This window comes from Micromonospora narathiwatensis (genome assembly GCF_900089605.1).
In the GTDB taxonomy this organism is placed as follows: domain Bacteria; phylum Actinomycetota; class Actinomycetes; order Mycobacteriales; family Micromonosporaceae; genus Micromonospora; species Micromonospora narathiwatensis.
Map to the genome: position 1 here is coordinate 1,660,015 of NZ_LT594324.1, position 25,920 is coordinate 1,685,934.

18 protein-coding genes are annotated in these 25,920 nt (G+C 73.8%); 13 read left to right on the plus strand and 5 right to left on the minus strand.

Annotated elements, in window-relative coordinates:
* Positions 1-13 precede the first annotated feature (13 nt).
* Together nhaA and GA0070621_RS07515 are read right to left on the minus strand one after the other, a co-directional pair.
* Positions 14-1,363, minus strand: a complete 1,350-nt coding sequence (gene nhaA / locus GA0070621_RS07510; protein ID WP_091192603.1) for a Na+/H+ antiporter NhaA — start codon at positions 1,361-1,363, stop codon at positions 14-16.
* A gap of 144 nt (positions 1,364-1,507) precedes the next feature.
* Complete coding sequence (locus GA0070621_RS07515; RefSeq protein ID WP_091192604.1) at positions 1,508-3,367, minus strand: nucleoside-diphosphate sugar epimerase/dehydratase; 1,860 nt, start codon at positions 3,365-3,367, stop codon at positions 1,508-1,510.
* A 187-nt stretch (positions 3,368-3,554) separates the two neighbouring features.
* Here GA0070621_RS07515 and GA0070621_RS07520 point away from each other — a divergent pair, with 187 nt between their 5' ends.
* Complete coding sequence (locus GA0070621_RS07520; protein ID WP_091192606.1) at positions 3,555-5,012, plus strand: polysaccharide biosynthesis tyrosine autokinase; 1,458 nt, start codon at positions 3,555-3,557, stop codon at positions 5,010-5,012.
* On the opposite strand, the gene GA0070621_RS07525 is transcribed toward GA0070621_RS07520, so the two are convergent.
* The gene (locus GA0070621_RS07525) at positions 4,993-5,547 is read right to left on the minus strand and encodes an arsenate reductase/protein-tyrosine-phosphatase family protein (protein WP_091202149.1); all 555 of its coding nucleotides are present in this window, start codon (positions 5,545-5,547) and stop codon (positions 4,993-4,995) included. The two genes, GA0070621_RS07520 and GA0070621_RS07525, sit on opposite strands and share 20 nt — an antisense overlap.
* Before the next feature lie 144 nt (positions 5,548-5,691).
* Between GA0070621_RS07525 and GA0070621_RS07530 the strand changes: the two genes are divergently transcribed.
* From GA0070621_RS07530 to GA0070621_RS07570, 9 genes are all read left to right on the plus strand, one after another.
* Positions 5,692-6,921 carry a glycosyltransferase family 4 protein gene (locus tag GA0070621_RS07530; RefSeq protein ID WP_091192608.1) on the plus strand — a complete coding sequence of 410 codons (1,230 nt, stop codon included), beginning with the start codon at positions 5,692-5,694 and terminating at the stop codon, positions 6,919-6,921.
* 141 nt (positions 6,922-7,062) lie between these two features.
* On the plus strand, positions 7,063-8,832 hold the full coding sequence (locus tag GA0070621_RS07535; RefSeq protein WP_167666686.1) for a DUF4012 domain-containing protein: 1,770 nt from the start codon (positions 7,063-7,065) through the stop codon (positions 8,830-8,832).
* A gap of 13 nt (positions 8,833-8,845) precedes the next feature.
* Positions 8,846-9,484 (plus strand): hypothetical protein, encoded by a 639-nt coding sequence (locus GA0070621_RS07540; RefSeq protein ID WP_091192611.1) that lies wholly within the window; start codon positions 8,846-8,848, stop codon positions 9,482-9,484.
* 94 nt (positions 9,485-9,578) lie between these two features.
* Complete coding sequence (locus GA0070621_RS07545) at positions 9,579-9,998, plus strand: protein-tyrosine phosphatase family protein (RefSeq protein ID WP_091192613.1); 420 nt, start codon at positions 9,579-9,581, stop codon at positions 9,996-9,998.
* Positions 9,999-10,109: 111 nt separating this feature from the next.
* On the plus strand, positions 10,110-11,405 hold the full coding sequence (locus tag GA0070621_RS07550) for a D-alanyl-D-alanine carboxypeptidase family protein (RefSeq protein ID WP_091192615.1): 1,296 nt from the start codon (positions 10,110-10,112) through the stop codon (positions 11,403-11,405).
* Positions 11,406-11,536: 131 nt separating this feature from the next.
* A complete protein-coding gene (locus GA0070621_RS07555) occupies positions 11,537-13,297 on the plus strand; it encodes a lysylphosphatidylglycerol synthase domain-containing protein (protein WP_091192617.1) in 1,761 nt (586 codons plus the stop codon).
* Positions 13,298-13,342: 45 nt separating this feature from the next.
* Positions 13,343-14,554, plus strand: a complete 1,212-nt coding sequence (locus GA0070621_RS07560; RefSeq protein ID WP_091202151.1) for an MGDG synthase family glycosyltransferase — start codon at positions 13,343-13,345, stop codon at positions 14,552-14,554.
* Positions 14,551-15,279, plus strand: coding sequence for a polysaccharide deacetylase family protein (locus GA0070621_RS07565; RefSeq protein ID WP_091192619.1), 729 nt, complete (start codon positions 14,551-14,553; stop codon positions 15,277-15,279). Before GA0070621_RS07560 ends, GA0070621_RS07565 begins: the two co-directional genes overlap by 4 nt.
* A complete protein-coding gene (locus tag GA0070621_RS07570) occupies positions 15,276-16,121 on the plus strand; it encodes a DMT family transporter (protein ID WP_091192620.1) in 846 nt (281 codons plus the stop codon). Before GA0070621_RS07565 ends, GA0070621_RS07570 begins: the two co-directional genes overlap by 4 nt.
* Before the next feature lie 37 nt (positions 16,122-16,158).
* Here the strand turns inward: GA0070621_RS07570 and GA0070621_RS07575 are convergent, their stop codons facing one another.
* Both GA0070621_RS07575 and GA0070621_RS07580 read right to left on the minus strand, forming a co-directional pair.
* Entirely contained in the window at positions 16,159-17,241 is a 1,083-nt protein-coding gene (locus GA0070621_RS07575) for a sensor histidine kinase (protein WP_091192622.1), read from the minus strand.
* A complete protein-coding gene (locus GA0070621_RS07580; RefSeq protein WP_167666687.1) occupies positions 17,222-17,875 on the minus strand; it encodes a response regulator transcription factor in 654 nt (217 codons plus the stop codon). The genes GA0070621_RS07575 and GA0070621_RS07580 overlap by 20 nt, the downstream gene beginning before the upstream one ends.
* A 261-nt stretch (positions 17,876-18,136) precedes the next feature.
* Between GA0070621_RS07580 and GA0070621_RS07585 the strand changes: the two genes are divergently transcribed.
* The 3 genes from GA0070621_RS07585 (at position 18,137) to GA0070621_RS07595 (ending at position 25,914) form a co-directional block, all read left to right on the plus strand.
* On the plus strand, positions 18,137-23,269 hold the full coding sequence (locus GA0070621_RS07585) for an IPT/TIG domain-containing protein (RefSeq protein ID WP_091192626.1): 5,133 nt from the start codon (positions 18,137-18,139) through the stop codon (positions 23,267-23,269).
* Positions 23,270-23,339: 70 nt separating this feature from the next.
* On the plus strand, positions 23,340-24,599 hold the full coding sequence (locus tag GA0070621_RS07590; RefSeq protein ID WP_091192627.1) for a multicopper oxidase domain-containing protein: 1,260 nt from the start codon (positions 23,340-23,342) through the stop codon (positions 24,597-24,599).
* Between the two features lie 13 nt (positions 24,600-24,612).
* Positions 24,613-25,914, plus strand: a complete 1,302-nt coding sequence (locus GA0070621_RS07595; RefSeq protein ID WP_167666688.1) for a multicopper oxidase domain-containing protein — start codon at positions 24,613-24,615, stop codon at positions 25,912-25,914.
* Positions 25,915-25,920 lie beyond the last annotated feature (6 nt).

Below are 25,920 nucleotides of genomic sequence, written 5' to 3' on the forward strand. Positions count from 1 at the left end.
GTACCGGCCCGCGTTACGCGGACTCCTCCTGGTAGACGTCCGGCACGCCGTCGCCGTCGGAGTCCCGGCTCTCCCGTTCCGTGATCCGCCGGTAGACCCGGTTGCGTCGCAGCAGCACGCCGGAGGCGAGCGCGGCGGAGACCATCGACCCGAGCAGGACGGCCGCCTTCACCCGGTCGTCCTCGGGGCTGCCCGCCCCGAAGGCCAGCTCGCCGATGAGCAGCGAGACGGTGAAGCCGATGCCGGCCAGCAGCGCCAGCCCGAACAGGTCAGCCCAGGTGATGTCCTCGTCGAGTTCGGCGCGGGTGAACCGGGCGAGCAGGAACGTCGAGCCGAACACGCCGATGGTCTTGCCGAGCACCAGCCCGGCGACCACCCCGAGCACCACCGGGTCGGTGAGCACGCTGGCCAGGTCCACGTCGACCAGCGACACGCCGGCGGCGAAGAACGCGAAGACCGGCACCGCCAGGCCGGCCGAGACCGGGCGCCACCGGTGCTCCAGCCGCTCGGCCAGCCCAGGCCCGGCCGTGCCCGGCCCGTCGTCTCCGGCCGCCCCCGGCCCGCCGCCCCGCCCGGCCAGCACCGGGACGGTGAAGCCGAGCAGCACCCCGGCGACCGTGGCGTGCACCCCGGAGGCGTGCACCAGGCCCCAGGCGAGCCCGGCGAGCGGCAGGAGCGCCCACCACCAGGTCGGGCGCCGCCGCACGAGCAGGGCGAAGACGGCGATCGGCACGAGCGCCCCGAGCAGCGGCAGGACGTGGAAGTCGGCGGTGTAGAAGACCGCGATGATGATGATCGCGAAGAGGTCGTCGACCACCGCGAGGGTGAGCAGGAACGCGCGTAGGCCCTGCGGCAGGTGGGAACTGACGACGGCCAGCACGGCCAGCGCGAACGCGATGTCGGTGGCGGTGGGGATGGCCCAACCGCGCAGTCCCGCCCCGCCCGCGGCGAGGGCCACCGCGACGTAGCACAGGGCGGGCAGCGCCATGCCGCCCAGGGCGGCCACCACGGGCAGCGCGGCCCGCCGGGGATCCCGCAGGTCACCGGCGACGAACTCGCGCTTCAACTCCAGGCCGACCACGAAGAAGAAGATCGCGAGCAGCCCGTCGGCGGCCCAGGTGGCCAGGTCGAGGTCCAGGTGCAGCGGCGCCCCGCCGGGCCACGGCACCCAGTCGGAGAGGGCGGCGTACGCGGCACGCCAGGGCGAGTTGGCCCAGATCAGCGCGATCACCGCGCCGAGCAGCAGCAGGCCGCCGCCGACCGTTTCGGTGCGCAGCACGTCGGCCAGAAAACGCGCCTCCGGCCAGGATCGGCGGGCCAGCAGGCGCTCGGGCCGGCGGGACGTCGGAACAGGGTCGGCCATGCGGTGTCACCTCGGGAGGTCGGGGTTGTCGGGGACAACGCCGACCAGACTTCCCGGCACACCGTGTCCGATCCTATCCGGGCCGGCGGCGCCGCCGCGAATCAGAACGGTGAGACGTCCCGGACGCGGCGGCCCGCCGCCGCCTCAGCGCTGACCGGGCAGCATCGTCAGCGACGCGCCGACGCCCTGGCAGAGCGCCGCGAGCCGCTTGATCAGTTCGTCCGGGTCGGCGTACGGGTCCAGGCCGCGTACCTCCTCGGGGGAGAGCGCCGGCACGCGGACGTGCGAGATGAGCGGGTGCAGCGGCCGGCGGTCCGTCTCGTCGGCGCCGAAGAGGTGCTCGTGCAGCTTCTCGCCCGGCCGCAGCCCGGTGTAGACGATGTCGACCGGGGCGTCCGCCTCGGCGGCGAGTCGGCGGGCGACGTCGGCGATGCGTACCGGCTCGCCCATGTCGAGCACCAGCGCCTCGCCGCCCCGACCGATGCTGGCCGCCTGGAGCACCAGGTGCACCGCCTCCTGGACGGTCATGAAGTAGCGCGTCACGTCCGGGTGCGTGACGGTGATCGGCACCCCGGCCCGGATCTGGGCCTGGAACGCGGTCAGCACCGAACCCCGGCTGCTGAGCACGTTGCCGAAGCGGACGCTCAGGTACGACGACCCGCCGAGCTGCTTGGCGTAGTGGGCGGTGAGCCGCTCGGTGATCCGCTTGGTGTGGCCCAGGACGCTGACCGGATTGGCCGCCTTGTCGGTGGAGATGTTGACGAACTGGGCGACGTCTCGGCACGCCTCCAGCACGTTGAGGGTGCCCCAGACGTTGGTCATGATCGCCTCGCCGGGATGCCGTTGGAGCATCGTGAGGTGCTTGAGGGCCGCCGCGTGGAAGACCACGTCCGGCTGCCGGTCGGCGATGATCCGGGCGATGCCCGCCGCGTCCCGGATGTCCGCCAGGATCAGCTCGGGGCCGTCCAGCAGCGCCCGGCCGTGCAGCGACATCTGGAGGGCGTGCAGCGCCGACTCGTCCCGGTCGAGCATCATCAGCTCGTCCGGCTCGCAGCGGGCGATCTGCCGGCACAGCTCCGAGCCGATCGAGCCGCCGGCCCCGGTGACCAGGACCCGGCGGCCGGCCAGGCCGTTGCGTTCCACGGCCAGCTCGGCGACCCGGTGCGCCCGGCCGAGCAGGTCGGTGATCTGCATGTCCCGGACATCGGTGACCGCGACCGGACGGTCCAGCAGCTCACGTACCGGGGGCAGCACCTTGAACGCGGCGCCGGCCTGCAGGGTGCGACCGCGGACGTCGCGCAACAGTTCGGCGTCGGCGCCGCTCATCGAGAAGATAACCGTACGGGCCCCGGTGTCCCGCACCGCCGCGCCGATCTGCTCCCGGCCGCCGAGCACGCGCACCCCGAACAGGCGTAGCCGCCGATTGTCGGGATCGTCGTCGAGCAGGCCGACCGGCAGGTAGCGGCTCTGCGGGTCGCCGAGCAGCGCCCGCACCAACCGCTCGCTCGCGGCGTCCACGCCGTAGACGAGGCACCGCTCGGTGCTGCGTACCGGTCGGCGGTGTCGTTCCTGGCGCGCCCGCCACGCGGCACGCCCGGTGGCCATCAGCACCAGGGCGACGGTGCCGCCCACCAGCGGGGTGGTGATCGGCACCGGGTGCTGGGTCCACGGCAGCAGGCCGGCCAGTGTCACCAGCGCGGCGACGGCCGCGGTGCTGGCCAGCCGGCGGGCCTCGCCGGCGCTGCCGATCGGGTGGCGTCCGTGCGTCCGGAAGCGCAGCAGGGTCAGCGCCGCGTGGATCGCGGCGCAGGCGAGCGCGACGGCCAGCACCCGCGCGCAGTCGCGGGCGGTGAGCTCGAATTCGTAGCGGGTCCAGGCCGCCCCCAGAAATCCCCCGCACCAGGCAGCGGTGTCCAGCGTTAACAGGGAAAGGGTGGCCGCGTGGCGGGTGACCCGGGCGCGGGGTCGAGCGGCATTTTCGGCGGCGATGGCTTCGCGATCCATGGTTGCCCTCTACGTCGGATCCGGAAATGGAAGGATTTAGACCGTCTATGCGCTTCTGGTCGTTTACATTCGTCGGGGCGCTTACCGTGACGGATAGGCGTTTTGGATCCTGACACGTGTAGTGGGCGTTTTAGGGGGCTTTCGTGCAGTTTCATGGGCTGGTCGGCGTGTCGCGAGGGGGAACGTGATGGACGTTCTCAGTTACCTGCGCCTGATCCGACGGCACTGGTGGATCGTCCTGATCACGGTGATGCTCGCCCTGGCGACCGCCGCGCTCATCACGGTTCGCACCCCGCCCCGCTACCAGGCCTCGGTGACCTTCTTCGTCACCACGCCCAGCCAGGGCGTCACCGACGCCTACCAGGGCGGCCTCTTCCTCCAGCAGCGGGTCAAGTCCTACGCCGACCTGCTCACCAGCGACCGGCTGGCGCAGGGCGTGGTGTCGGAGAGTCCGCTCGGCCTCACCGCCGACCAGGTGCAGAGTCGGATCAGCACCTCCACCGAGGCCGGCACGGTCCTGCTGAAGGCCACCTTCACCGACACCGACCAGACCCGGGCCCTCAAGACCACCGAGGCGCTCTCCGCGAAGTTCGTCGAGCTGGTGCAGAAGGTGGAGACGCCCCCGGACGGCAAGTCGCCGCCGATCAAGCTCGAAGTGGTGAGCGGTCCGCGGGTGACCTCCAGCCCGGTGTCGCCGCAGCCGGTGAAGAACCTGGTCATCGGCGGCCTGCTCGGCCTGCTGCTCGGCGCGGGACTGGCCGTGCTGCGCGGGATGGCCGACGTCCGGATGCGGGACGCGGCCGCGCTCCAGCGGGTGACCGGCAGCCCGCTGCTCGGCGAGATCCCGTTCGAGGCCGGCGCCAAGTCGGCCCCGCTGATCGTCGGCGAGGCAGCCAACTCGCCGCGCGCCGAGGCGGTCCGCAAACTGCGGACCAACCTGCGCTTCGTCGACGTGCACGAGCCGGCCCGGGTCATCGCGGTCACCAGCGCCCTGCAGGGCGAGGGGAAGACCACCATGGCCTGCAACACCGCCATCGCGCTGGCCGAGGCGGGCTGGCGGGTGCTGCTCATCGACGCCGACCTGCGCCGGCCCAAGGTGGCCGACTACCTCGGCCTGGACGGTGGGGTGGGCCTCACCGACGTGCTGGTGGGCGACGTCCAGGTCGGCGACGTGGTGCAGCGGTGGGGCGACAAGTCGCTGCTGGTCCTGCCCAGCGGCGCGACCCCGCCCAACCCCAGCGAGCTGCTCGGGTCCAAGGCGATGGCGGACCTGCTGGTGGCACTGCGGGAGTCGGCGGACATCGTGATCATCGACACCGCGCCGCTGCTCGCCGTCACCGACGGTGTCGTGGTGGCCGTGCAGGCCGACGGCGCGCTGCTGGTCACCCAGCAGGGGCGGACCTCGCGCAGCCAGGTGGCCGCCGCCGCGCGGGCGCTGCACTCCGTCTCGGTACGCCTGCTCGGCTGCGTGCTCAACATGGCCAAGGTCGCCAAGGCGGACGCCTACCAGTACGAGGCGTACAAGGTGGTCGTGCCGCCCGCGGCGTCCGTGCCCGCCGACCGGGCCCGGTCCGCCCGGCACGGCGGATCCGCCGCGTCCGGGGTCGGCGACCGTACCCAGGAACTCACCCGGCTGTCCCGATGAGCGCCAGCACGGGTCGGATGGACCGCTCGATCTCCTCGGCGCAGCGTCGGAAGTCGGTCGGTGAGCCACCGATCGGATCGCGCAGGTCGTCCGTGTCGGGGGCGGCGGGTTGCAGCCGCCCCCGGGCGCGGGCCGCCGCCTCGACCGCGGTGCGCAGCGGCGACCTGCTGCGCGCCCCGGTCAGCTCGGCCGCGGCGGCCAGCCGGCCGAACTGGCGGAGCGTGAAGGTCCGGTGCAGCGCGGCCGGCGCCAGCGCCGTGCAGACGGACCGTTGCCGCCGGGTCGCGGTCAGCACCAGCGCGGCCCCGGTGAGGTGCTCGGGGCGCAGCCGGCGGGTGCGGAAGGCCGCCGGGTCCGCGTCGGTCCCGGCCGCGACCTCGATCGCGTACGGGTGCATGGCCGCACCGTCGACGGCGTCGGTCCCCGCGCTGGCCACGCTGACCGGCAGGTCGGCGAGGAGCCGGCGGGCGATGTACTCCGCCATCGGGGACCGGCACATGTTGGCGTGGCAGACGAAGAGCATCCCGTCGACCATCTGCACCCCTCTCGTCGGCGCGGTCGCGGGACGGATCGCCGCGACGGCGGTGTTCCGGCGGTCGCGGCCGGACGCAGAGGGGATGCGTGCATCGTACGGGGTTCGCCCCGTCGGGTGTCGTGCGGCCGCGCCGGGAGTCCGACCATGAAGATCGGCATTCTGTCGTACCACTTCCCGCCGGAGCCGGCGTTCATCCCCGGCAGCCTCGCCGAGGAACTGGCCGCCCGGGGCCACGAGGTACGCGTGCTCACCGGCTTCCCGGACTACCCCGGCGGGCACGTCTATCCGGGCTGGCGGCAGCGCTGGCGGCACCAGACCCACAGCGAGCGGCTGACCGTCCGCCGGGTGCCCCGGTACGCCGGGGGTGACGGTTCGGCGGGGACGCGGATGGCCAGCTGGCTCTCCTTCGCCGGCAGCGTGGCGTTGACCGGCCGGCGCTACCTCGGCGACGTGGACGCCCTGTACGTCTTCCAGCTCCCGGCGGTCACCTTCGCCACCGCCGGCCTGCTGCGGTTGCTCGGCCGGGTGCCGACCGTGCTGCACGTGCAGGACATCTGGCCGGAGGAGGAGCAGACCCGGGCCGGTGAGGCCCACCGGTTCTCCGGGCGGCTCGGCGCGACCCTGCGCCGGATCTACCAGGAGGCCGACGGCATAGCGGTGAGCGCCCCGTCCATGGGGGAACTGGTGGTCTCCGGCGGCGCCGAGCCGGGCCGGGTGCGGGTGGTGCTCAACTGGACCGATGAGCGGATCTTCCGGCCGACCGAGCCGAGCCGGGCGGCCCAGCGACTGATCCGCCGGGACAGCCGGTGCGTGGTCATGCACGCCGGGACCATCGGCGTACGCCAGGGCCTGGAGACCGCGGTGCGCGCGGCGGCGGCGTTGGGCGACCGGATGGACCTGGTCCTGGTCGGCTCGGGAGCCGAGGAGCGGCGGGTGCGGGGGCTCGCCGCCGAGCTGCGGGCGGACAACGTCCGGTTCGTCGAACGCCGGTCGCCGCTGGACATGCCGGAACTCTACGCGGCGGCCGACTACCAGCTCGTCATGTTGCGCGACCTGCCGGAGCTGCGCGGCATGGTGCCCGGGAAGCTGCAGGCGGCCCTCTCCTGCGCCTCGCCGGTGGTCGCCTCGGCCGGCGGCGACACGGCGTCGGTGGTGGAGCGGGCCCGGGCCGGGCTCTCCTGCCCGCCGGAGGACTGGGCCGCGCTGGCCGACCGGTTCTGGCTGGCCGCGGCGATCCCACCGCCCGCCCGGGTCGACATGGGCCGGCGGGGACGCGACGCCTACCTGCGGGAGATGTCGCTGCGGGCCGGCGTCGACCGGATCGAACAGATGCTCCAGGACGTCACCTCGCGGGCCGGCCGTCGGCGCCGGTGACGGCGAGCGCGATTCGCGGAACAGGACGCGAATCGCCAAAACGCCTGATAAAGCCTCCCGGGCCGCCGGTTTCGTGCTAGAAAGCGATCAATGGTGGATTCTGTCCGGTTCGGTGGGGAGAGTGGTGTGACGGATAGCGGGGTGACGCGCCGCCGGCGGCGAAGGTCCCGGCGACAAACCCGGGTCCGCGTACGGCGGATCCTGCTCACCGGGCTGGTGGTCGTCTCGCTGCTGCTGACCACCGGCGGCTGGGTCGCCTTCCGGGGCTGGCAGGCCCGGGCGCACCTGCTCAACGCCGCCGGTCTGGCCCGGGAGCTGAGTTCGCAGGTCGTGGGCGGGGACGCCGGCCGGGCCCAGCGCACCCTGGCCGCCCTCCAGGAGCAGGCCGGTGCCGCCCGTGGCGCGACCGGTGACCCCGGCTGGTGGGTCGCCCAGCGCGCCCCGTACGCCGGGGACGACCTGACCGCGGTGCGCCAGATCGCCGTGGCGGTGGACGACCTCGCCCGGCTCGCCTTCCCGACCCTGCTGCGGATCGACCTCGCCTCGCTGGTGCCCCGGCAGGGCAACCTGGACCTGGCCCGGCTCCGCGCGGTGTCCGCCGAGGTCTCCGCGGCCGACCGGGCGGTGCGGGAGACCGACGCGCGACTGCGGAGGGTGCCGTCCGGCCGCCTCGTCGGGCAGGTGCGGGACGCGCTCGACGGCCTGCGGACCGAGCTGGATCGGCTCGCCGGTCTGACCGCCGCCGCGGACCAGGGTGCCCGCCTGCTGCCGCCGCTGCTCGGCGCCGACGGTCCCCGCCGCTACCTGCTCGTCTCCCAGAATCCCGCGGAGCTGCGATCCACCGGGGGCATGTTCGGCGCGTACGCGGTGCTCAGCGCCGAGAACGGCCGGATCCGGCTGGCCGAGCAGGGCACGAGTACCGGGCTGGGGCGGTTCGACCCGCCGCTGCGGGTGAGCCAGGAGATGCGCGCGCTCTGGTCCGACCTGCCGGGGACGTTCCCGGCGGACGTCAACCTCAGCCCGGACTTTCCCGCCGCGGCGGCGCTGTACCGGGAGATGGTCCGCCGGAAGACCGGCACGACCGTGGACGGGGTCCTCGCGGTGGATCCGGTGGCGCTGTCGTACCTGCTCGGCGTGATCGGGCCGGTGACCGTGCCCGGCCGACCCGCGCTGGCCGCGAGCACGGCGGTCCGGACGCTGCTCAGCGACTCCTACCGGACCCTCGGCGTGCAGGCGCAGGACGACTACTTCGCGAAGGCCGCGGCGGCGGTCTTCACCGAGTTCTTCACCAAGACGGCCGATCCCCGGGAACTTTTGACCGTTTTCAACCGTTCTGTTACTGAACGCCGGATATTGTTCTGGAGTGCCCGCCCCGAGGAGCAGCGGGTCCTGGGCAACAGCCGGTTGACCGGGACGCTCCCCGAGACGGACACCGTGCCGACGGTCGGCGTGTTCCTCAACGACGGCAGCGGCGCGAAGCTCGGCTACTACCTGCGGTTCTCGGCCACCCTCACGGTCGGCGACTGCCAGTCGGACGGGCGCCGGGAACTGCGGCTGCGGGTGACAGTGCACTCCACCGCCCCCAAGTCCGGTCTGGACGAGTCGGTCACCGGCCTCGCCCTCTCCGGCGACCCGTACACGGCCCGCACGTTCGTGTCCGTGTACACGCCGACCGGCGGGACGGTGCTCGGCGGCCGGCTGGACGGCAGGGACACCGCCATGGGCAGCGGGACCGACCGCCGCCGCCAGGTGACCGTGGCGAACGTGGAGGTCAAGCCGGGGCGTACCCGGACCCTCGACGTCTCGCTGCTCACCGGCACGACCGCCAGCGGCACGCCCGAGCTGGTGCTCACCCCCACCGTCACCCCGTGGACCACCCAAGTTGCCACCGCACCAAGCTGTGAACAGTAGGAGGGAATCCATCATGCGGCTATCCCGCATCATCATGGCGCTCACGGTCGGTCTGGCCGTGGCGGCCGTGCCGACCGCGGCCGGCGCGGCACAGCCGCAGCCACCGGTCTATCCGCCACCGGTCGCCGGCCTGACCGTCAGCCCGACCACCATCAGGCTCGGCGAGAGCTTCACGCTGCGGGGCAGGGGGTTCGAGGCGAACGAGCGGGTGTCGATCGACGTCGTCATCTCGGCGTTGCCGGGCGCCGCTCCCGCCGACGGTACGGCGCGGCGCAGCGACGGCACCACGGTGGCGATGGCCTCGGTGGCCTACGCGCAGCCGTTGTCCGCCCAGCCGCAGCCGGCGCCGCTGCACTTCGAGGTGAACGCCGACGGCAGCGGCAACTTCACCGTCACCTACCGGCCGAACCGGCCGGGGCGGTACACCTTCACCGCCACCGGGGAGACCTCGGGCCGCACGGCCAGCGCCACGGGCATCGTGCTGCCGCCCCGGCCGACCCGGCCGCCCCACAACGACGGCAACCTGCCGGTGACCGGTTCGAGCCTCAGCACGCCGATGAAGCTCGGCGGTGGGCTGGCGGGCGCGGGCGCGCTGCTGGTGCTGCTGTCCCTGGCCTGGCGGCGTCGTGGCCGCTTCGGGATGGGCCGCTGACCCTGGGCCTGCCGGGCAGGGCCCGGACCGCGAGCGGGTGCCCGCCGGACGACCGTCCGGCGGGCACCGCGTATCCGCGGCGCACAATGACGGGATGAGCGCGGGGCAGCGGTGGGCGGACCGGATCGGCGTCGTCGTGCTGCCCGGTGGCGCGACCGTACGTGGGCGGCGGCTCGTCGCCCCGGCCACCCCGGCCGACTTCGCCCTGCTCCTGGCCCCCGGACCGACTCCACCCTGGCCGTACCGCCGGATCCGGTGGCCCGACTTCCTCGTGCCGAGCGATCCCGCCGACGCGCTGGACGCCCTGCGGGAGGCGTGGCGCCGGGCGTACGCCGGGGAGCGGGTGGAGGTCGCCTGCCGGGGCGGCGTCGGCCGGACCGGCACCGCGCTCGCCGCCCTGGCCGTGCTCGACGGGGTGGCGCCCGAGCAGGCGGTGCCCTGGGTACGCGCCCGCTACCACCCGCGCGCGGTGGAGACCCCGTGGCAGCGGCGGTGGCTGCGCCGGCTGCGCTGAACGGGCCGCGAGAGATCCGACGGTGACCCTGCGCGACCGGCCGGTGGACCCGGCGTGGCAGAACCCGCCGGTGTCACCACCCCGCGATCTTGCGGGTTAGTCTCCCTGGTCATGGAAGCTCGGGTTCTGGCCGCCCTCACCGCCGCCGTCCTTCTGGGCACCGGGACCGCCGTCCCCGCCGCGTACGCCGCGCCGGTGGAACCGGCTGTTCGGGCCGTGCCCGCCGCGGCCGCCCGCGCCCCCCTGCCCTGCCCGAAGGCGCCGGCACCGAAGGTGTCCCGTCCGCCCCGGCCGGTGCCGCCGGCGAACGTGGCGGCGGACCGGGTGGTGGGCGGCGAGCGGCTCGACACGCCCGGGTTGGTGACGCCGGACGGCGCACCCGCGCCACCGGCCGTCACCGCCACGACCTGGCTGGTCGCCGACCTGGACACCGGAGCCGTGCTGGGCGCCTGCGGCCCGCACGAGTACGGCACCCCGGCCAGTACGCAGAAGCTGCTGCTCGCGGCCACCATGCTGCCCCGGCTCGACCCGAAGCAGGTGGTCACCGTGACCCCCGACGACCTGAAGATCGAACCCGGCAGTTCGGCGGTCGGCCTGCTCGTCGGCGGAAAGTACACCGTCGAGACGGTGTGGCTCGGACTGCTGCTCAACTCCGGCAACGAGGCCGCCAACGTGCTGGCCCGGCTCGGCGGCGGCGCGGACGGCGTGCCCGGCGGCGTACGGGCGATGAACGAGGAGGCCCGGCGGCTCGGCGCCCGGCAGACCCACGCCGTCACCCCGTCCGGGTTGGACGGCAAGGGACAGTTCACCAGCGCGTACGACCTGGCGCTGATCGGCCGGGCGTGCTTCGCCAACCCGCTGTTCCGCCGCTACGCGCTGACCGAGCACACCCAGATCCCGGCCCAGCCGGCCCTGAAGAAGGGCGGCTTCCAGATCCAGAACGAGAACCAGCTCATCTACCGCTACCAGGGCGCCCTGGGCGGCAAGACCGGCTTCACCCAACTGGCCCGGCACAGCTACGTGGGCGGCGCCGAGCGCGACGGACGCCGCCTCGTGGTGACCCTGCTCGGCGCCGAGGCCCGCCCCGTACGCGGCTGGCAGCAGGGCGCCCAGCTGCTCGACTGGGGCTTCTCCCTGCCCCGGGACGCCTCGGTCGGCCGGCTGGTCGAGCCCGGCGAGCTGGACGAGGCGGAGGCGGCCGCGGACGCCTCGCCGGCCGCGCCCACGCCGACCCCGGCCACGCAATGGCGGGGACCGGCCGGAACCGCGCTGAACCGGATGGCCGACGGTGACTGGCGGATCATCCTGCCGACCGCCGGCATCCTCGCCCTCACCGTCGGCGGTCTCGTGGCGGTACTGGTCCTGCGCCGGGGCCGGTCCCGCCCGGTCGGCCGCCGCCGCGCCTAGCGCCCACCCCGACCGCCGCGCCCGGCGCCCCAGGGCGTTCCCGTCGGGCGCCGGCCGCCGCGCCGGCGCCCGCCGGGCGGACCGGTGCTGTTGCCGCCCGGCGGACGGCGGAATCACCCTATGGTCGGAGCATGCGGGACAGCGGCGGGGCCGGCTCCGCCGTGCGGGTCCGCCAGCTCCTCGCCGACCGGGGCGTGCCGGTAAACGCCGTCGCGCCGCTGCCCGGCGATGGTCGCGGGTCGCATCCCTGGCGGGTCACCACCGCCGACGGTCGCGACCTGTTCGTGAAGCTGTCCGCCGGCCGGCAGCGGGACGCGGGACGCCTGCGCCGGTGGCGTCGGCGGCTGCGCTACCGCCACCTCGACGACGAGCCGGCGTACCGCGGCGCGGTGCGCAAGACCGGGCACGAGGCGTGCCTGCTGCGGCGTGCCCGGCTTGCCGGTGTCCGGGTGCCGCGCCTGCTGGCCAAGGCCGCCGGGCCGGCCGGGGAGGGGCTGATCGTCGAGGAGTTCGTGCCGGGCCGGCCGCTGGACACACTGCACCCGGACGAACTCGGCGCGGACGCGCTCGCCGACGTCTGGCGGCAGGTCGCGTTGCTGCACCGGGCCGGGCTGGCCCACCGTGACCTGCGCGGTGCCAATGTGCTGGTGACCGACTCCACGGCCCGGCTCGTCGCGCTGGCCGCCGGCACCGACCGGGCCAGCCCCGAGCAGCGCGCCCGCGACCTGGTGGAGCCGCTGGTCACGCTCGCCGGGCTGGCCGGCGTACGCCCGACCGTGGCCGCCGCCGTCGACCACCTGGGTGCCGCGGCGGTGGCCGACAGCCTGCCCTGGCTGCAACCCGCGCTGCTGTCCCGGCCCGCCCGGCAGACGTCGGCCACCCGGCCGGGCCTGCTCGACGACCTCCGCGCCGAGATCGCCCACCGCTGCCCGGGCCGCCCCGTGCGTACCGTCCGGGTCGTCCGGTTCACCGGCCGGGGCCTGTTCCTGCTGGTCATGCTCGGCGTCCTGGGGTACCTCCTGGTGGCCGAGTCCGGCCAGTTCGCCCTGGCGGTGCGGGCGCTGGGACGGGCCAACCCGGCAGCGGTGACGGGCACCCTGCTGGCGGCCGCGGCGACGTACCCGCTCAGCGCCCTCGCGCTGCGCCTCGCCGCGGCCGGCCGGATCCCCCTCGGCACCACCGTGTCGGTGCAGGTGGCGTCCGCCTTCGTCAACCGGGTCGCCCCGGGCGCCGTGGGCGGGTTCGCGCTCACCCTGCGCTACCTGCGCCGGAAGGGCCTGCCGTTGCCGGTCGCGGCCACCGCCGTCGCCGTCGACCGGGTGGCCGGCGTGCTCGCCGTCGCCGTGTTGCTGCCCGTCCTGCTGCCCTTCGCGCGGGGCTCGACGGAGCACCTGCGCGCCGCGGTCGCCGGCCGGGGCTGGGTGGTGCTGCTCGTCGGGCTCGGTCTGCTGGTGCTGGCCGGCATCGCGATCGGCACGCCCCGCTGGCGGGCCCGCGCCCGCCACGCCGGTCGGCAGGCGCTCGACGCGCTGCGCTCGCTGGCCCGCAGCGGGCGGGTGGCGCGGCTGTTGACCGTCGACGTGGCGCTCACCCTGGCGTACGCGACCGCGCTCTGGCTCTCGCTGCTCGCCGTCGGGCTGCCCGCCGAGCCGGCCCTGGTCGCCCCGGTGGTGCTGGTGTCCGTGGTGGGCGAGGGGGTGTCCACCGCCGCGCCGACTCCCGGCGGGCTGGGCGCCACCGAGGCGGCGCTGGTCTCCGGCCTGCTGCTCTACGGGGTCCCGGCGGGCACCGCGGTCGCCGGGGTGCTGATCTACCGGCTCGCCACGTTCTGGCTGCCGGTGCTGCCCGGGTACGTGGCGCTGCGGCTGCTGGTGCGCCGACGCGCCGTCTGACCGGCACCCGGCGTGGACGGCACGACTCTGGGTATGCGCCGCGACATGGAAGCCCCGGGACGGATCGTCGTGGTCTCCGCGGATGTCGGCGGCGGTCACGACGCGGCCGCCGCCGAGTTGACGCGACGGCTGCGCGGCCGGGGCTTCGTGGTGGACCGGCTCAACTTTCTGGACGTGCTGCCCCGCCCGGCGCACTGGGCCTTCAAGGAGATGTACCGGGGCATCCTGCGCTGGCTCCCGTGGGGATACGACGTGCTGTTCGCGCTCGGCAACCGGTCCCAGTTCTCCGTTTCGGTGCTGCGGCTGCTGCTCCGGCCGGTCCGTCACCGGATGCGCCACGCCATCCCCCCGGACACCCGGGTGGTGGTGACGACCTATCCGTTCGCCAACCAGCTGCTCGGTCCGCTACGCCGGCAGGGGCGGCTGAACGTCCCGCTCATCACCTACGTGACCGACTTCGTCCTCCATCCCACCTGGCACTCCCCGGGCGTGGACGCCTACTGCGCGGTGCGGCACGCGGAGGTGTATCCGGCCAGCGCGGCGGACGACATCGACGTCACCGTGGTCCAGCCGCTGGTGTCCCCGGCCTTCACCACCCCGGCGGCCGTCGACCGCCGGCTCGCCCGGCAACGCTTCGGGCTGCCCGCGGACGAGCGCCTGGCCCTGATCGTGGCGGGTGCCTGGGGCGCCGGGGAACTCAGGGCCACGGTGGCGGAGGTCGCCGCGACCGGCCGGGTACGACCGGTAGTGGTGTGCGGGCGCAACGAGGCGCTGCGGCAGCAGCTGCGGGCCGAGCATCAGCACGTCTTCGGCTGGGTGGACGACATGCCGACGCTGATGCGCGCGGTGGACGTGGTGGTGGAGAACGCCGGCGGCCTGACCTGCCAGGAGGCGCTCGCCTGCGGGGTGCCCGTGGTGACGTACCGCCCGATCCCGGGGCACGGGCGGGCGAACGCCTCGGTCCTGGCCCGGTCCGGCCTGACCCGGTGGGTACCCGACCGCGACCAGCTCGGACCGGTGCTGGCGGCGCTGACCGGCGACCCTCGGTGTGAGCGCGGCGCCCGGGTGCCCGGACGCCCGGTCCGCGTCGACCCGGCCGAGCCGTGGCTCGACCCGGCGAGCGTCGTCGCCGAGGCGGCGAGCCGGGCCGAGAGCGTGGGGGGAGAGGAGCGTGGCCGGCGGGCCCTCGTCGACTCGGTCGGGGACGCGGCGGCGGTGGTCGCCGCGTTGCTCCAGTCCTCCGGCGGTCCCTGGTGAGCGGTGGTCCCGTCCGGGCCCGCTGGGCCGCGGCGGCGACGCTGCCGGCGTTGCACCTGGCGCCGGCGGTGACCGCGCTGCCGGCCGTCCGGCGCCGGTTCTTCCCCGGGCTGCACGGCCTCGGTCCACCGGATCGGGTCGCGCTCACCTTCGACGACGGCCCCGACCCGGAGTCCACCCCCGGGTTCCTGGAGGTGCTGGCCGAGCATCGGGTCCGGGCCACCTTCTTCCTGCTCGGCGTGATGTTGCAGCGGTCGCCCGATCTCGGACGGGACATCGTCGCCGCCGGTCACGAGGTGGCGGTGCACGGCTGGCGGCACGACAACCTGCTGCTGCGCGGGCCGGCGGCCACCGTACGCGACCTGGCCCGCGCCCGCGCGCTGATCACCGCCGTGACCGGCCGGACGCCCCGGTTCCTGCGCCCGCCGTACGGGTTGCTGACCGGTGCCGCCCTGGTGGCGGCGCGTCGGCTGGGGCTGGAGCCGGTGCTGTGGAGCTCCTGGGGCCGGGACTGGACCGCCACGGCGACCGCCGACACGGTGTACGACACCGTCCGGGCGGGACTCTCCGGCGGGGGCACGATCCTGCTGCACGACTCCTCGTGCACCGCCGCGTCGGGCGCGTGGCGGGCCGGGCTGGCCGCCCTGCCCCGGCTGCTGGCCGAGTGCCGGAGCCAAGGCTGGACCGTCGGCCCGCTCGGCGGGCACCGGGACGTGGCCCGGTGACCATCGCGGTGGTGACCGCGCTCGTCGCCGCCTTCTGCTACGCGCTCTCCACCACCATTCAGCAGCGGGCGGCGAAGCGGCAGCCGCCACGGCGGGCGTGGGATCTGCGGTTGCTGTGGCGGCTGCTGCGTACCCGGTCCTGGCAGCTCGGCTGGACGCCGAGCCTGGGCGCCCTCCTCGCCCAGGCCGTGGCCCTGCGGCACGGCCCGTTGGCCGTGGTGCAGCCGTTGCTGGCCACCGGGCTGTTCATGGCCATCCTGATCGAGGCCGCCTGGACCCGGCGGCCGGTGCAACGCCGTGACCTGGTGGCGACCCTGCTCGGCACGGCGGGCCTGGCCGCGTTCCTGGCCACCGCGGCCCCGTCGGCGGGGATCGACGACCCGGCCGCCAGCTCGTGGTGGTGGGTGGCGGGCGGGGCCGGCGGCGCGGTGGGCGCCTGCCTGGCGGCGGCCCGGCCGACCACCGGCGCGGCCCGTGGCGCGCTGCTCGGCGTGGCCACCGGGATCCTGTACGGCCTGTCCTCGGCCCTGATCAAGGCGGTGGTGACCCGCTTCAACGGCGACCTGTTCGAGCTGGTCACGGACCCGCGGCTGGCGGCGTTGGTGGTGGTCTCGCTGGTCGGCGTGCAGGTCAACCAGAACGCGTTCCAGAGCGGGCGGATCGCCGCCCCGCTGACCGCGCTCACCCTCACCGAGCCGGTGACCGGCGTGGTCGTCGGGGCGACCGCGTTCCGCGAGACGCTCTCCGTGGGCGGGTACTGGATCCCGCTCGTCGTGCTCGCGGCGGGCGCGATCGTGGCGGGCGTCTGGCTGGCCGCCGGCGCGCCGCGCAAGGCCCACTGAGCCGCCGCCCCGCCCGCGCTCGGTTCGGCCGGCCCGGTCAGCCCGAGGTCAGCCTGATCGGTCCGTCGGCGGGCTCCGCGCGGACCGGTTCCGGGCGGGCCGGTCCGGGCGGGGCGGGTTCGGGAACCCACAGCCCGACCCGGGCGCCGCCGCCCGGCCCGCCGCCGACGGTCATCCGACCGTCGAGCGTCGCGGCCACCGCACCGACGATGGCCCAGCCGAGACCCGTGCCGGTGGCGGTGGGACGACCGGGCCGCCCGGCGAGCAGGTCGGGTACGGCCTCCGGCGGGATGCCCTCTCCCGAGTCGATCACCTCCACCGTCCAGCCGGCCGGGTCCCGGCGGCCCACCAGCGCGATCCGGTCCCCGGGGCCGGTGAACTTCACCGCGTTCTCGATCAGGCAGTCCAACGCGGCCTCCAACCGCTCCGGGTTGACCCGGGTCAGCCCGATCCCCGACCGGCAGGACCAGTCCCGGTCGGCGGTCGGCGCCCAGCGCCGGGCGATCCGGGCCAGTTCGAGGTCCAGGTCGACCGGGCGCACCGGATGCTGCTGCTCCAGTTGCACGAGGGTGAGCAGCCGGTGCGCGATGCGGGTCGCCTTGTCCAGCTCGTCGAGTACCACCGCGGTGTCCGCCAGGGTCGGCGGATCGTCGTGGGTGGTACGCAGCAGTTCGGTGTAGCCGCGGGCGATGGTCAGTGGCGTACGCAGCTCGTGCGAGGCGAGCCGGACCAGCAGTTCCTGCCGGTGCGCCCGGTCCCGCTCGGCCTCGCCGATGCGGCGCATCTCGTGCAGCAGCACGTGCCGGCGGTGCACGTGCCAGGCCATCACCACGAAGATCACCGTCATCAGCGGTTCCTCGGCGGTCTCCTCCCAGCGGATCTCGCCGACGGCCGCGTGGTGGGCCAGGATCACGCCGGTCGTGGTGGTCACCGCCACCAGCGCGGCCACCATCCCGGACAACGGCCAGGTGGTGAAGCCGTAGACCAGGGCCAGGCTGATCCAGACCAGGTGGAACGGCACCGTCTCCTGCCCGGGCAGGAACCACATGAGTGCCACGTTGATCGCGGTGAAGACGATCCACAGGTGGGCCAGCAGCCGGTCAGTCGACGACGTACGCATAGCCCACGCCGCGTACCGTCTCGATCCGGTCCGGCCGGTCCAGCCGGCCGCGCAGCCGGCGGACCGACACGTCGACCACGTTGCTTCCCGGGTCGAAGTGCAGGCCCCACACGTCGGCGAGCAGCTCCTCGCGGCTGCACGGACGGCCGGCCCGGCTCATCAGGTGCTGCAACAGCAGGAACTCGCGCAGCGGCAGGTCCACCCGCACCCCGTCGACGGTGGCCTGGCGCCGATGCAGGTCCAGCCGCACCGGCCCGACCCGCAGCCACCGGCCCGAGTCCCCGGTCGGCGTCCCGCGCATCCGGGCGCGTACCCGGGCCACCAGCTCGGCGACCGCGAACGGTTTGCCGAGGAAGTCCGCCGCGCCCGCCTCCAGCACCGCTACCCGGGCGCTGATCTCCGGCACCGCGGACAGCACCAGCACCGGCTGCTCGGGTCGCCGCTGAAGCAGCCGGTCCAGTACCTGACGGCCGTCCATGCCGGGCAGCATCAGGTCCAGGACCACCAGGTCGAAGTCCCGGCGCAGCGCCGCGTCCAGTCCGGCCGTGCCGGACGACGCCCGCTCGGTCAGCAGGCCACCGCCCTCCAGTGCCCGGGCGACCAACCGTCCGAGCCGCTCGTCGTCCTCGATCACCAGTACTCGCCCCACCGTGCCCCCACAGCCGTCGGTGACTTTCTGGTGTCCCTATGAAGCGCGCCTCGTGTTCGTTACCGCCACCGCCGAACGGGGTGCGTTTCTGTCGCGGTTCCGACACAGGGGGTCGGCGACCGGATGACGGTCGCATGACGGCGCTGTCATAAACCGTCGTCGGTGCGGCGGTGCCGCCCATGCTCCTCACACCAGCCCGGCCGCCTACCACTGTGGCCGTTCGCCGCTGACCGAGGGGGTGAGGGCATGCCGCGCCGTTCCGTCTGGCCGCGCTGGTTCGTGTCCGCCAGTTGCCTGCTGATCGTCGGGATCGTCGTACCGCCGGGTTCGGCCGCTGCCGAGCCGACCACGGGCGGGATCACCCTCAAGGTGGTCAGCGCCCGGACCGTCGGGGCAGCCCCGCAGATCCAGCAGGGCGACCCGGTGACCGACTACCGATGGATGATCACGGCGGACGACACGGGCGACCCGCACGACGCCTTGTCGCACTGCCTGCCGGCCCGGGCCGGAGTGGCCAGCGCGCCGGACTTCGCCGACCACTGCCGCTGGCCGTCCATCCGCAACACCCCGGGCGCGGTGCCGGTGGTCGCGCAGGGTGACCGGGCCACGCTCGCCAGTGGTACGCCGCTGGACGGCCTGCCGGCCGGCCGCTACCTGATCTCGGTGACCGCGGACGGCTACAAGATCGACGGTGAGCACTTCACGGTCACCCCGGGCCGGACCACCGCGGTGACCGTCGGCATGCAGCCGTACCCGCTGCCGCTCGGCACGGTCCGGCTGCGGATCTTCGAGGACAGCGTCCCGGTCGACGGCACCTACGAGGTCGGTGCCGAGCGGGGTCTGGCCGGCTTCACCGCCCACCTCGCCGACGTGATGGGGGAGGTGACGGTCGACTACTACGGCAACCCGCTCTGCACCGAGTACGAGCACACCGCGCCGGACGCGAGGCACCCGGCCGGGCAGGTCGTGTTCGACGACGGCAGTCCGGTCATCGCCGAGGAGTCCACCGGCTGCCGCAGCGACGCGAACGGCGACATCGTCATCCCCAACCTCGGCCCGAACCGGTACGCCGCCTCGGTCGTCGCCCCGAGCGGGCAGAGCTGGGTGCAGACGACCACGCTGGAGGGTGGCCACGACTGGGACGTCTGGGTGCAGGAGAACGACACCGGCTACGACACGGAGCAGAGCCTCGGCGGCGAGCCGGTGCCGTACGTGGACTTCGGCTTCGTCTCCCCGAAGGCGCTCACCGGCACCGCCACCGGCGCGATCACCGGCACCGTGGTGCAGGTCTACACGTACATCGGCGGGCAGGGCGGCGTGACGGTGCCGGAGACCGGGGTGGCCGGCGGGAAGATCGCCGGCCCGGTGTCCCGGCCCTGGGTGGCCCTGTCCGACCTGGGCGACGGCGACCAGATGATCTACCTGGACCGGGGTGCCGCCGACGGTTCCTTCCGCATCCCGCACGTGCCCGACGGTGACTACCAGCTGACCCTCTGGGACGGCCCGCAGGAGATGCTGCTCGACTCGTTCAATGTCACGGTCAGCGGCGGGAAGACTGTCGACGTCGGCACCAAGCCCCTCGCGGGCTGGTTCACCGAGATCACCGGCACGGTCTTCGTGGACACCAACGGCAACGGCCGGCAGGACCCCGGTGAGAAGGGCGTGCCCCGCTTCCCGGTGGTGGTCAAGGAACGCGACAACTCCCTGATGGACCAGGGCACCAACAGCGTGGTCACCGACAGCAACGGCCGCTACGCCATCAAGGAGGTGTACCCGTTGAGCAAGTGGCTGGTGCTGGAGGCGTTCCACACCCGCTACCGCACCACCGGCATCACCTACCAGGCGCCCAACGACCCCACCCCGACCACGCTGCTCGGCGCGGCCGTCGACGTGGACGTGCTGCCGATCATCGGGCTGGCCGGTCGGGTGGACTGGGGTGTGCAGCCGTACCGGGGGACGGAGAACGGCGGCATCGCCGGCACCGTCACCTACGACACCACCCGCAACGAACTCGACCCGGCGTACGCGGTCACCGAGCCGTACCAGCCGGGCATCCCCGGCCTCGGGGTCCACCTGTACGCGGTGGTCCGCGACGAGAACGGGGACCCGGTCCGGGACGAGGACGGCGCGCTGAAGAAGGGCCCGGAACTCAACGACGCGTACACCTCGGAGACCTGGCAGCCCGGACGTGGCTGCACCGCGCGGATGTTCGACGGGCGCCCGCTGACCGACCAGCTCGCCCTGCCGGACTTCGGCACCGACGCGAACCAGATGTGCGTCGAGGCGCCGATGATGGGCTTCCAGGCCGCGCCGACCGACAACGACCCGGCCAACTTCGGGCAGACCGTCAACGGCAACTACGCGTTCGCCGACTCCAGGCTGAACCTGATTCCGCCGGGCGACCCGGCGAACCCCGGCCCCGATCACGACCTGCCGCTGTACGCTCCGTTGCCGGACGGCCAGACCCAGCCGCTGGTGCCCGACGACTACCTGGTGTCGGTGGAGCTGGGCGAGAACCCGGTCGGCGGCGGGTCGATGTACCTGCCGACCCGGGAGGAGGACGTCAACGTCTTCGACGGCGACGGCTACCTGCCCCAGGAGAACTTCCCGCCCTCGCCCGACCAGGCGACCGAGCAGCCGGCGCCACCCGACCCGCAGCCCGACCCGGGCGAGCCGCCGTCGCAGGGCAACGGCATCAACTCGTCCTGCGCCGGCGCCCTGCACGAGGTGCACGTCACCGACCCCGCCTTCCTCGACGGCGGCGGCAGCCCGTTCGAAGGCCAGCGGCGCCCGCTCTGCGACACCAAGCTGGTCGAGGTCCGGGCCGGGCAGACCAGCGCGCCCAACTTCAACCTGTTCACCCCGGTGCCGCTGCCCACCCACTTCTGGGGGCTGGTGATCAATGACCTCGGCCTGAGCCACGACAGGCGCAGCGTCAACTACGGCGAGGCCGAGGGCATCCCGAACCTCCCGGTCGGCCTGTACGACTGGGCCGGCCGCCTGGTGGACACCGTCGACACCGACTTCAACGGCATGTACGAGGCGATCGAGCCCTCGACCAGCACGTACAACTGTCCGCTGCCGGCCGGGCCCTGCCCGAACATGTACCGCTTCGTCGGCAACGACCCCGGCCAACCCGGACACCTCAACGGCAACTACAACCCCCGCTACCGCACCATCGGCACCAACTTCCAGGCATGGCCCGGCCTCTACACGGTGACCGACACCGCGCCCACCGCGGTCGCCGCGGTCGGCATCTCGCCCGGCTCCGGCCAGCTCGGCGCCGTGCAGTGCGACCCGGCCGGGGACGACCCGCAGCTGTTCGCGGTCTCCCGGCCGTTCCTGCGCAGCACCGACACCGACCGCCGGGTCACCATCACCGGCATCGGGTTCGGCGTCCGCGGTCCGGGCAGCGCGGTCCGGTTCACCTCGGCCGGCACCTCCCCGACGGTGACCGTCAACTCCTGGTCCGACCGGAAGATCGAGGTCACCGTCACCGGCGGCTCGGTCGGCCCGGCGGAGGTGAGCGTCACCGCCGCCAACGGCCGGGAGACGGTCAACGGCCTCACCTTCCAGATCCTTGGCGCCACGACCGGCAGCGGCATCGGCGGTGCGAACAACCCCCGGCTGTTCCAGGTCAAGCCGCCCGCCTTCGCGGTACGCACCGGGGAGACCACCTACTCCAGCGTGCAGGCGGCGCTGGAGGCGGCGGCCACCATCGGCGGCATCGGGGTCGTGGCGGTCTGGCCGAACACCCCGGGCCCGGACAACCCGGCCGGCGCGTACCTGGAGAACGTGATCGTGCACTCCTCGGCGCGGCTGCAGGGCGTCGGCCCGGGCGGCCGGTACGCCGACGGCACGGTCGTCGCCGGGTCGATCCTCGACGGCCGGGCGTTCGGCATCGACAGCCCGGCCGGTACGGCGTGGCTGAACCTGGTCGCGTCCCTCCCGCACGCGGGGCCGGCGGCGGTGCCGGACGGCGCGGTGGTGACCGTGCTGGCCCGTCCCGGACAGTTCAGCTCGGGCAACGCCGTCACCATCGACGGCTTCCGGATCACCGGCGGCAACCAGTCCGACTTCCCGGGCAACGTCAACCAGTGGACCGGCGGGGTGAGCACCCCGTACGGCGCGCCGGGCGCGGTGGTGACCCAGGGCGGTGGCATCTACCTGCACGGCGCGGCCCGCTACACCCGGATCACCGACAACGTCATCGTCGCCAACAGCGGCTCGTACGGCGGCGCGATCCGGATCGGCACCCCCTACCTGAACACCAGCAACGACCACGTCACCGTCTCCCGCAACCAGATCCGGGACAACGGTGGCACCAACCTGGCCGGCGGCATCGGCATCTTCGCCGGCAGCAACGCGTACTCGGTGGACCACAACGCCATCTGCGGCAACTTCTCGGCCGAGTACGGCGGCGGAGTCAGCCACTACGGCCTGTCGTACAACGGCCGGATCGCGAACAACCGGATCTGGCTCAACCAGTCGTACGACGAGGGTGGCGGCGTCATGGTCGCCGGTGAGCTGCCGTCGGACCCGACGAAGCTGTCGCCCGGCACGGGCGCGGTGCAGATCGACGCCAACCTGGTGGAGGCGAACCTGGCCAACGACGACGGCGGCGGTGTCCGGCTGCTCCAGGCCGGCAACGTGCCGATCTCGGTGACCAACAACATGCTGGTCGACAACATCTCCACCCACGAGGGCGGCGGGATCGCGCTCGACGACGCGCCGGACGTGCGGTTCGTCAACAACACCGTCGCGGGCAACATCACCACCGCGACCGCGGCCACCAGCAACGGCCGCGCCGCCCCCGCCGGCCTGTCCACCACCGCCAACAGCACTCAGTTGCAGGCCACCCTGCCGGCCGACTCGCCCAACTTCAGCAAGCCGAAGCTGTTCAACAACGTGTTCTGGGACAACCGGGCCGGCGAGTGGACCGGCGAGTACGTCAAGGGCATCGGCGCCGGCGGCGCCCCGGCCGGGGACACCGTTCGGCACTGGGACATGGGCTCGGCCGACGGGGTGGGGCCGCTGACCCCGACCAACTCGGTGCTCCAGGACACCACCGGCACCGCGCTCGCCGGCACCAACCGGGTCGGCGTCGACCCCCGGTTCCGCAGACCGTTCCCGGTGTCGGTGCAGATCCTCACCTCGCGTACCTTCCCGTCGTTCCGGCAGGCGGTGATCGTGCTCCAGGAGGTCCCGCTGACCGAGATGGGTGACTGGCACCTCGCCGACGCCACCTCGTCGGCGCGCGCACTGGGAGTGCTCTCCCGCACCTACGGCACGTTCACCGTCACCGCCCCGACGGTCGACATCGACGGCCAGGCCCGCAGCACCACGCGTCCCGACGCCGGCGCCGACGAACTGTCCTGACCGCCCGCGGGCGGCCGGCGCGGGCCGGCCGCCCGCGTACCCCGCCCGTCCCACCCGCGAGGAGGAGATCGTGACCGATCCCGTACGGCAGCGGAGCATCAGCCGGCGTGCCCTGCTGGCCGGCGTCACCGGTCTGGGCACCTGGGCGGTCCTGCCGGAGAGCGGCTCGGACGCCCAGCCGCGCCGCCCGGCCGCGGTGCTGCCGCGCGCGGTGCCCAACCCGACCGCGACCCTGCACCTGGCGGCGACCGACGGCTGGGTCTCCATGCCGCAGGGCTCCCCGGCGATCAGCCCGTTCTGGCCCGACCCGCTCGCCCCGCCCAACGCCGACCTGTACGTCTTCGGCTTCCGCGACGTCACCGGCCTGTCGGCCACCGAGGTCACCGCCCAGCGCGGCAGGGCGCAGATCACCGCCCCGCTGCTCGGCTTCGACCAGGAGACCGACATCAAGATCAAGCTGACCAATCTCGGCCTGGCCCAGCGCCCCGACCTGGTCGACGGGCACACCGTGCACTGGCACGGCTTCCGCAACGCCATCCCGCTCTTCGACGGCGTGCCGGAGCTGTCCATCTCGGTGCCGATCGGCCGCGAGTTCACCTACTTCTACCGGCCGCACGACGCCGGCACCTACATGTACCACTGCCACTTCGAGGACGTCGAGCACGTGCAGATGGGCATGACCGGCATCGTCTACGTACGGCCCACCCAGAACGCCGGCACCGCCGACGTCCCGCCCGGGAGGTACGTCTACAACGACGGCGACGGCAGCACCCGGTACGACCGGGAGTTCGCGCTGATGCTCACCGAGGTGTGGGCCGAGGCGCACTACCGCGACGCGCACATCCAGACCACCGACTGGACCGACTACAAGCCGTCCTTCTTCGCCTTCAACGGTCGCTGCTACCCGGACACCCTCGCCCCCAACGGCGACCCGCTCAGCCCCGCCGCCGGGCGGCTGCGCTACCAGCCGGTCTCCTCGCTGATCACGGCGAACGCGGGGGAGCGGGTGCTGCTGCGGCTGGCCAACCTTGGCTACTGGAACCACACCCTCACCGTGGACGGCGTCGACCTGCTGGTGGTCGGCAAGGACGCCGCGCTGCTGCGCGGCCGCGACGGCAGCGCCGAGTACCAGGTGACCAGCACCGTCGAGATCGGGCCGGGGGAGAGCCGCGACGTCATCTTCACCGTGCCCGAGGCCGGCACGTACCTGCTCTACGACCGCGACCTGATGTCCCTGGCCAACGCCGGTGGCGGACGGGGCGGGCAGTTGACCGAGATCCGGATCTCGCCGCCCGGCACGCTCCCGGCGCAGACCCGGGCGAACGCCTGAGATGGGGGTACCGATGCTTCGTCTCGACCACGGCCGGTGGAAGCGGCTGAGCGCGGTGCCGCTCGTCGCGGCCATCGTCGCCGTGCTCCTCGTCCCCGGGCCGGAGCAGGTCGCCGCCAGCCCGCCGGCCGGCCTGGAGTGCCTCACGTCCCGCGACAACGCCTTCGACCTCACCGCGACCGGCGGATACGCGGGCATGCCGGACGGCAACACCATCTACATGTGGAGCTACGCGGCCAGCGGCGGCGAGTTTCAACTGCCCGGCCCGACGCTCTGCGTCACTTCCGGGGTGAGGGTCACCGTCGTGCTGCACAACACCCTGCCGGAACCCACCTCGATCACCTTCCCCGGGCAGGCGCAGGTGCTCGCCGACGGGCAGCCGGCCCAGCCGGAGACCGACGCCGGCGGCACCCTCACCTCGCTCACCACCACCGCCGCGGCCGGCAACGGCTCGGTCACCTACACCTTCACCGCCGGCCCGCCCGGCACCTACCTCTACCAGTCCGGCACCGACGTGCAGAAGCAGGTGCAGATGGGCCTCTACGGGGCGCTGGTGGTGCGCCCGGTCGGCCACCCGGACCGGGAGAACGACCGGGCCGACTCGGCGTTCGACACCGACCACGAGTACCTCTACCTGCTCGGCGAGATCGACCCCGACCTGCACCTGGCCGTCGAGCGCAAGCGGGCCTACGACTTCACGAAGTACAAGGCCAGGTACTTCACCATCAACGGGCGCAGCATGCCGGACACCCTCGCCCCCAACCACGCCGACTGGCTGCCCGACCAGCCGTACGGGGCGCTGATCCACATCCAGCCGTACGACCCGGTGCACAACCCGAAGCCGGCGCTGATCCGTTACCTCAACGCCGGCTCCGTCAGCTACCCGTTCCACCCGCACGGCAGCGACGAGCAGCTGATCGCCCGGGACGGCCGGCCGGCGCAGGGCCCCGGCGGGCAGGACCTCTCGTTCTCCAACTTCCTCATCGACGTCGCGCCGGGGCAGACCGTGGACACCCTGATGGTCTGGCAGGACGCCGAGCACTGGAACCCGAGCACCAACCCGATCCCGGTGCCGCTGCCGTCGTTGCAGGACCAGATCGTCGGCCCCGGTCCGGAGACCTGGTTCGCGGAGAACCCGTACCTCGGCGGTGAGCAGGGCGAGCTGCCGCCCGGCGTGGTGCAGAACAACCAGTGCGGCGAGTACTACCACGTCGCGCACAGCCACGCGTTGGAACAGGCCACCAACTACGGGGCGAGCTTCGGCGGAATGATGACGCTGATCCGCATCGACCCGCCCGCCGGATGTCCGGCGTGACACGGC

Excerpts from the sequence above, each read along its gene's own strand:
- GA0070621_RS07520 (WP_091192606.1), top strand. The coding sequence starts at position 3,555 with ATGGACGTTCTCAGTTACCTGCGCCTGATCCGACGGCACTGGTGGATC.
- GA0070621_RS07585 (WP_091192626.1), top strand. The coding sequence starts at position 18,137 with ATGCCGCGCCGTTCCGTCTGGCCGCGCTGGTTCGTGTCCGCCAGTTGC.
- GA0070621_RS07525 (WP_091202149.1), bottom strand. The coding sequence starts at position 5,547 with ATGGTCGACGGGATGCTCTTCGTCTGCCACGCCAACATGTGCCGGTCC.
- GA0070621_RS07560 (WP_091202151.1), top strand. The coding sequence starts at position 13,343 with ATGGAAGCCCCGGGACGGATCGTCGTGGTCTCCGCGGATGTCGGCGGC.
- GA0070621_RS07515 (WP_091192604.1), bottom strand. The coding sequence starts at position 3,367 with ATGGATCGCGAAGCCATCGCCGCCGAAAATGCCGCTCGACCCCGCGCC.
- GA0070621_RS07530 (WP_091192608.1), top strand. The coding sequence starts at position 5,692 with ATGAAGATCGGCATTCTGTCGTACCACTTCCCGCCGGAGCCGGCGTTC.
- GA0070621_RS07575 (WP_091192622.1), bottom strand. The coding sequence starts at position 17,241 with ATGCGTACGTCGTCGACTGACCGGCTGCTGGCCCACCTGTGGATCGTC.
- nhaA (WP_091192603.1), bottom strand. The coding sequence starts at position 1,363 with ATGGCCGACCCTGTTCCGACGTCCCGCCGGCCCGAGCGCCTGCTGGCC.
- GA0070621_RS07540 (WP_091192611.1), top strand. The coding sequence starts at position 8,846 with ATGCGGCTATCCCGCATCATCATGGCGCTCACGGTCGGTCTGGCCGTG.
- GA0070621_RS07595 (WP_167666688.1), top strand. The coding sequence starts at position 24,613 with ATGCTTCGTCTCGACCACGGCCGGTGGAAGCGGCTGAGCGCGGTGCCG.
- GA0070621_RS07555 (WP_091192617.1), top strand. The coding sequence starts at position 11,537 with ATGCGGGACAGCGGCGGGGCCGGCTCCGCCGTGCGGGTCCGCCAGCTC.
- GA0070621_RS07545 (WP_091192613.1), top strand. The coding sequence starts at position 9,579 with ATGAGCGCGGGGCAGCGGTGGGCGGACCGGATCGGCGTCGTCGTGCTG.
- GA0070621_RS07550 (WP_091192615.1), top strand. The coding sequence starts at position 10,110 with ATGGAAGCTCGGGTTCTGGCCGCCCTCACCGCCGCCGTCCTTCTGGGC.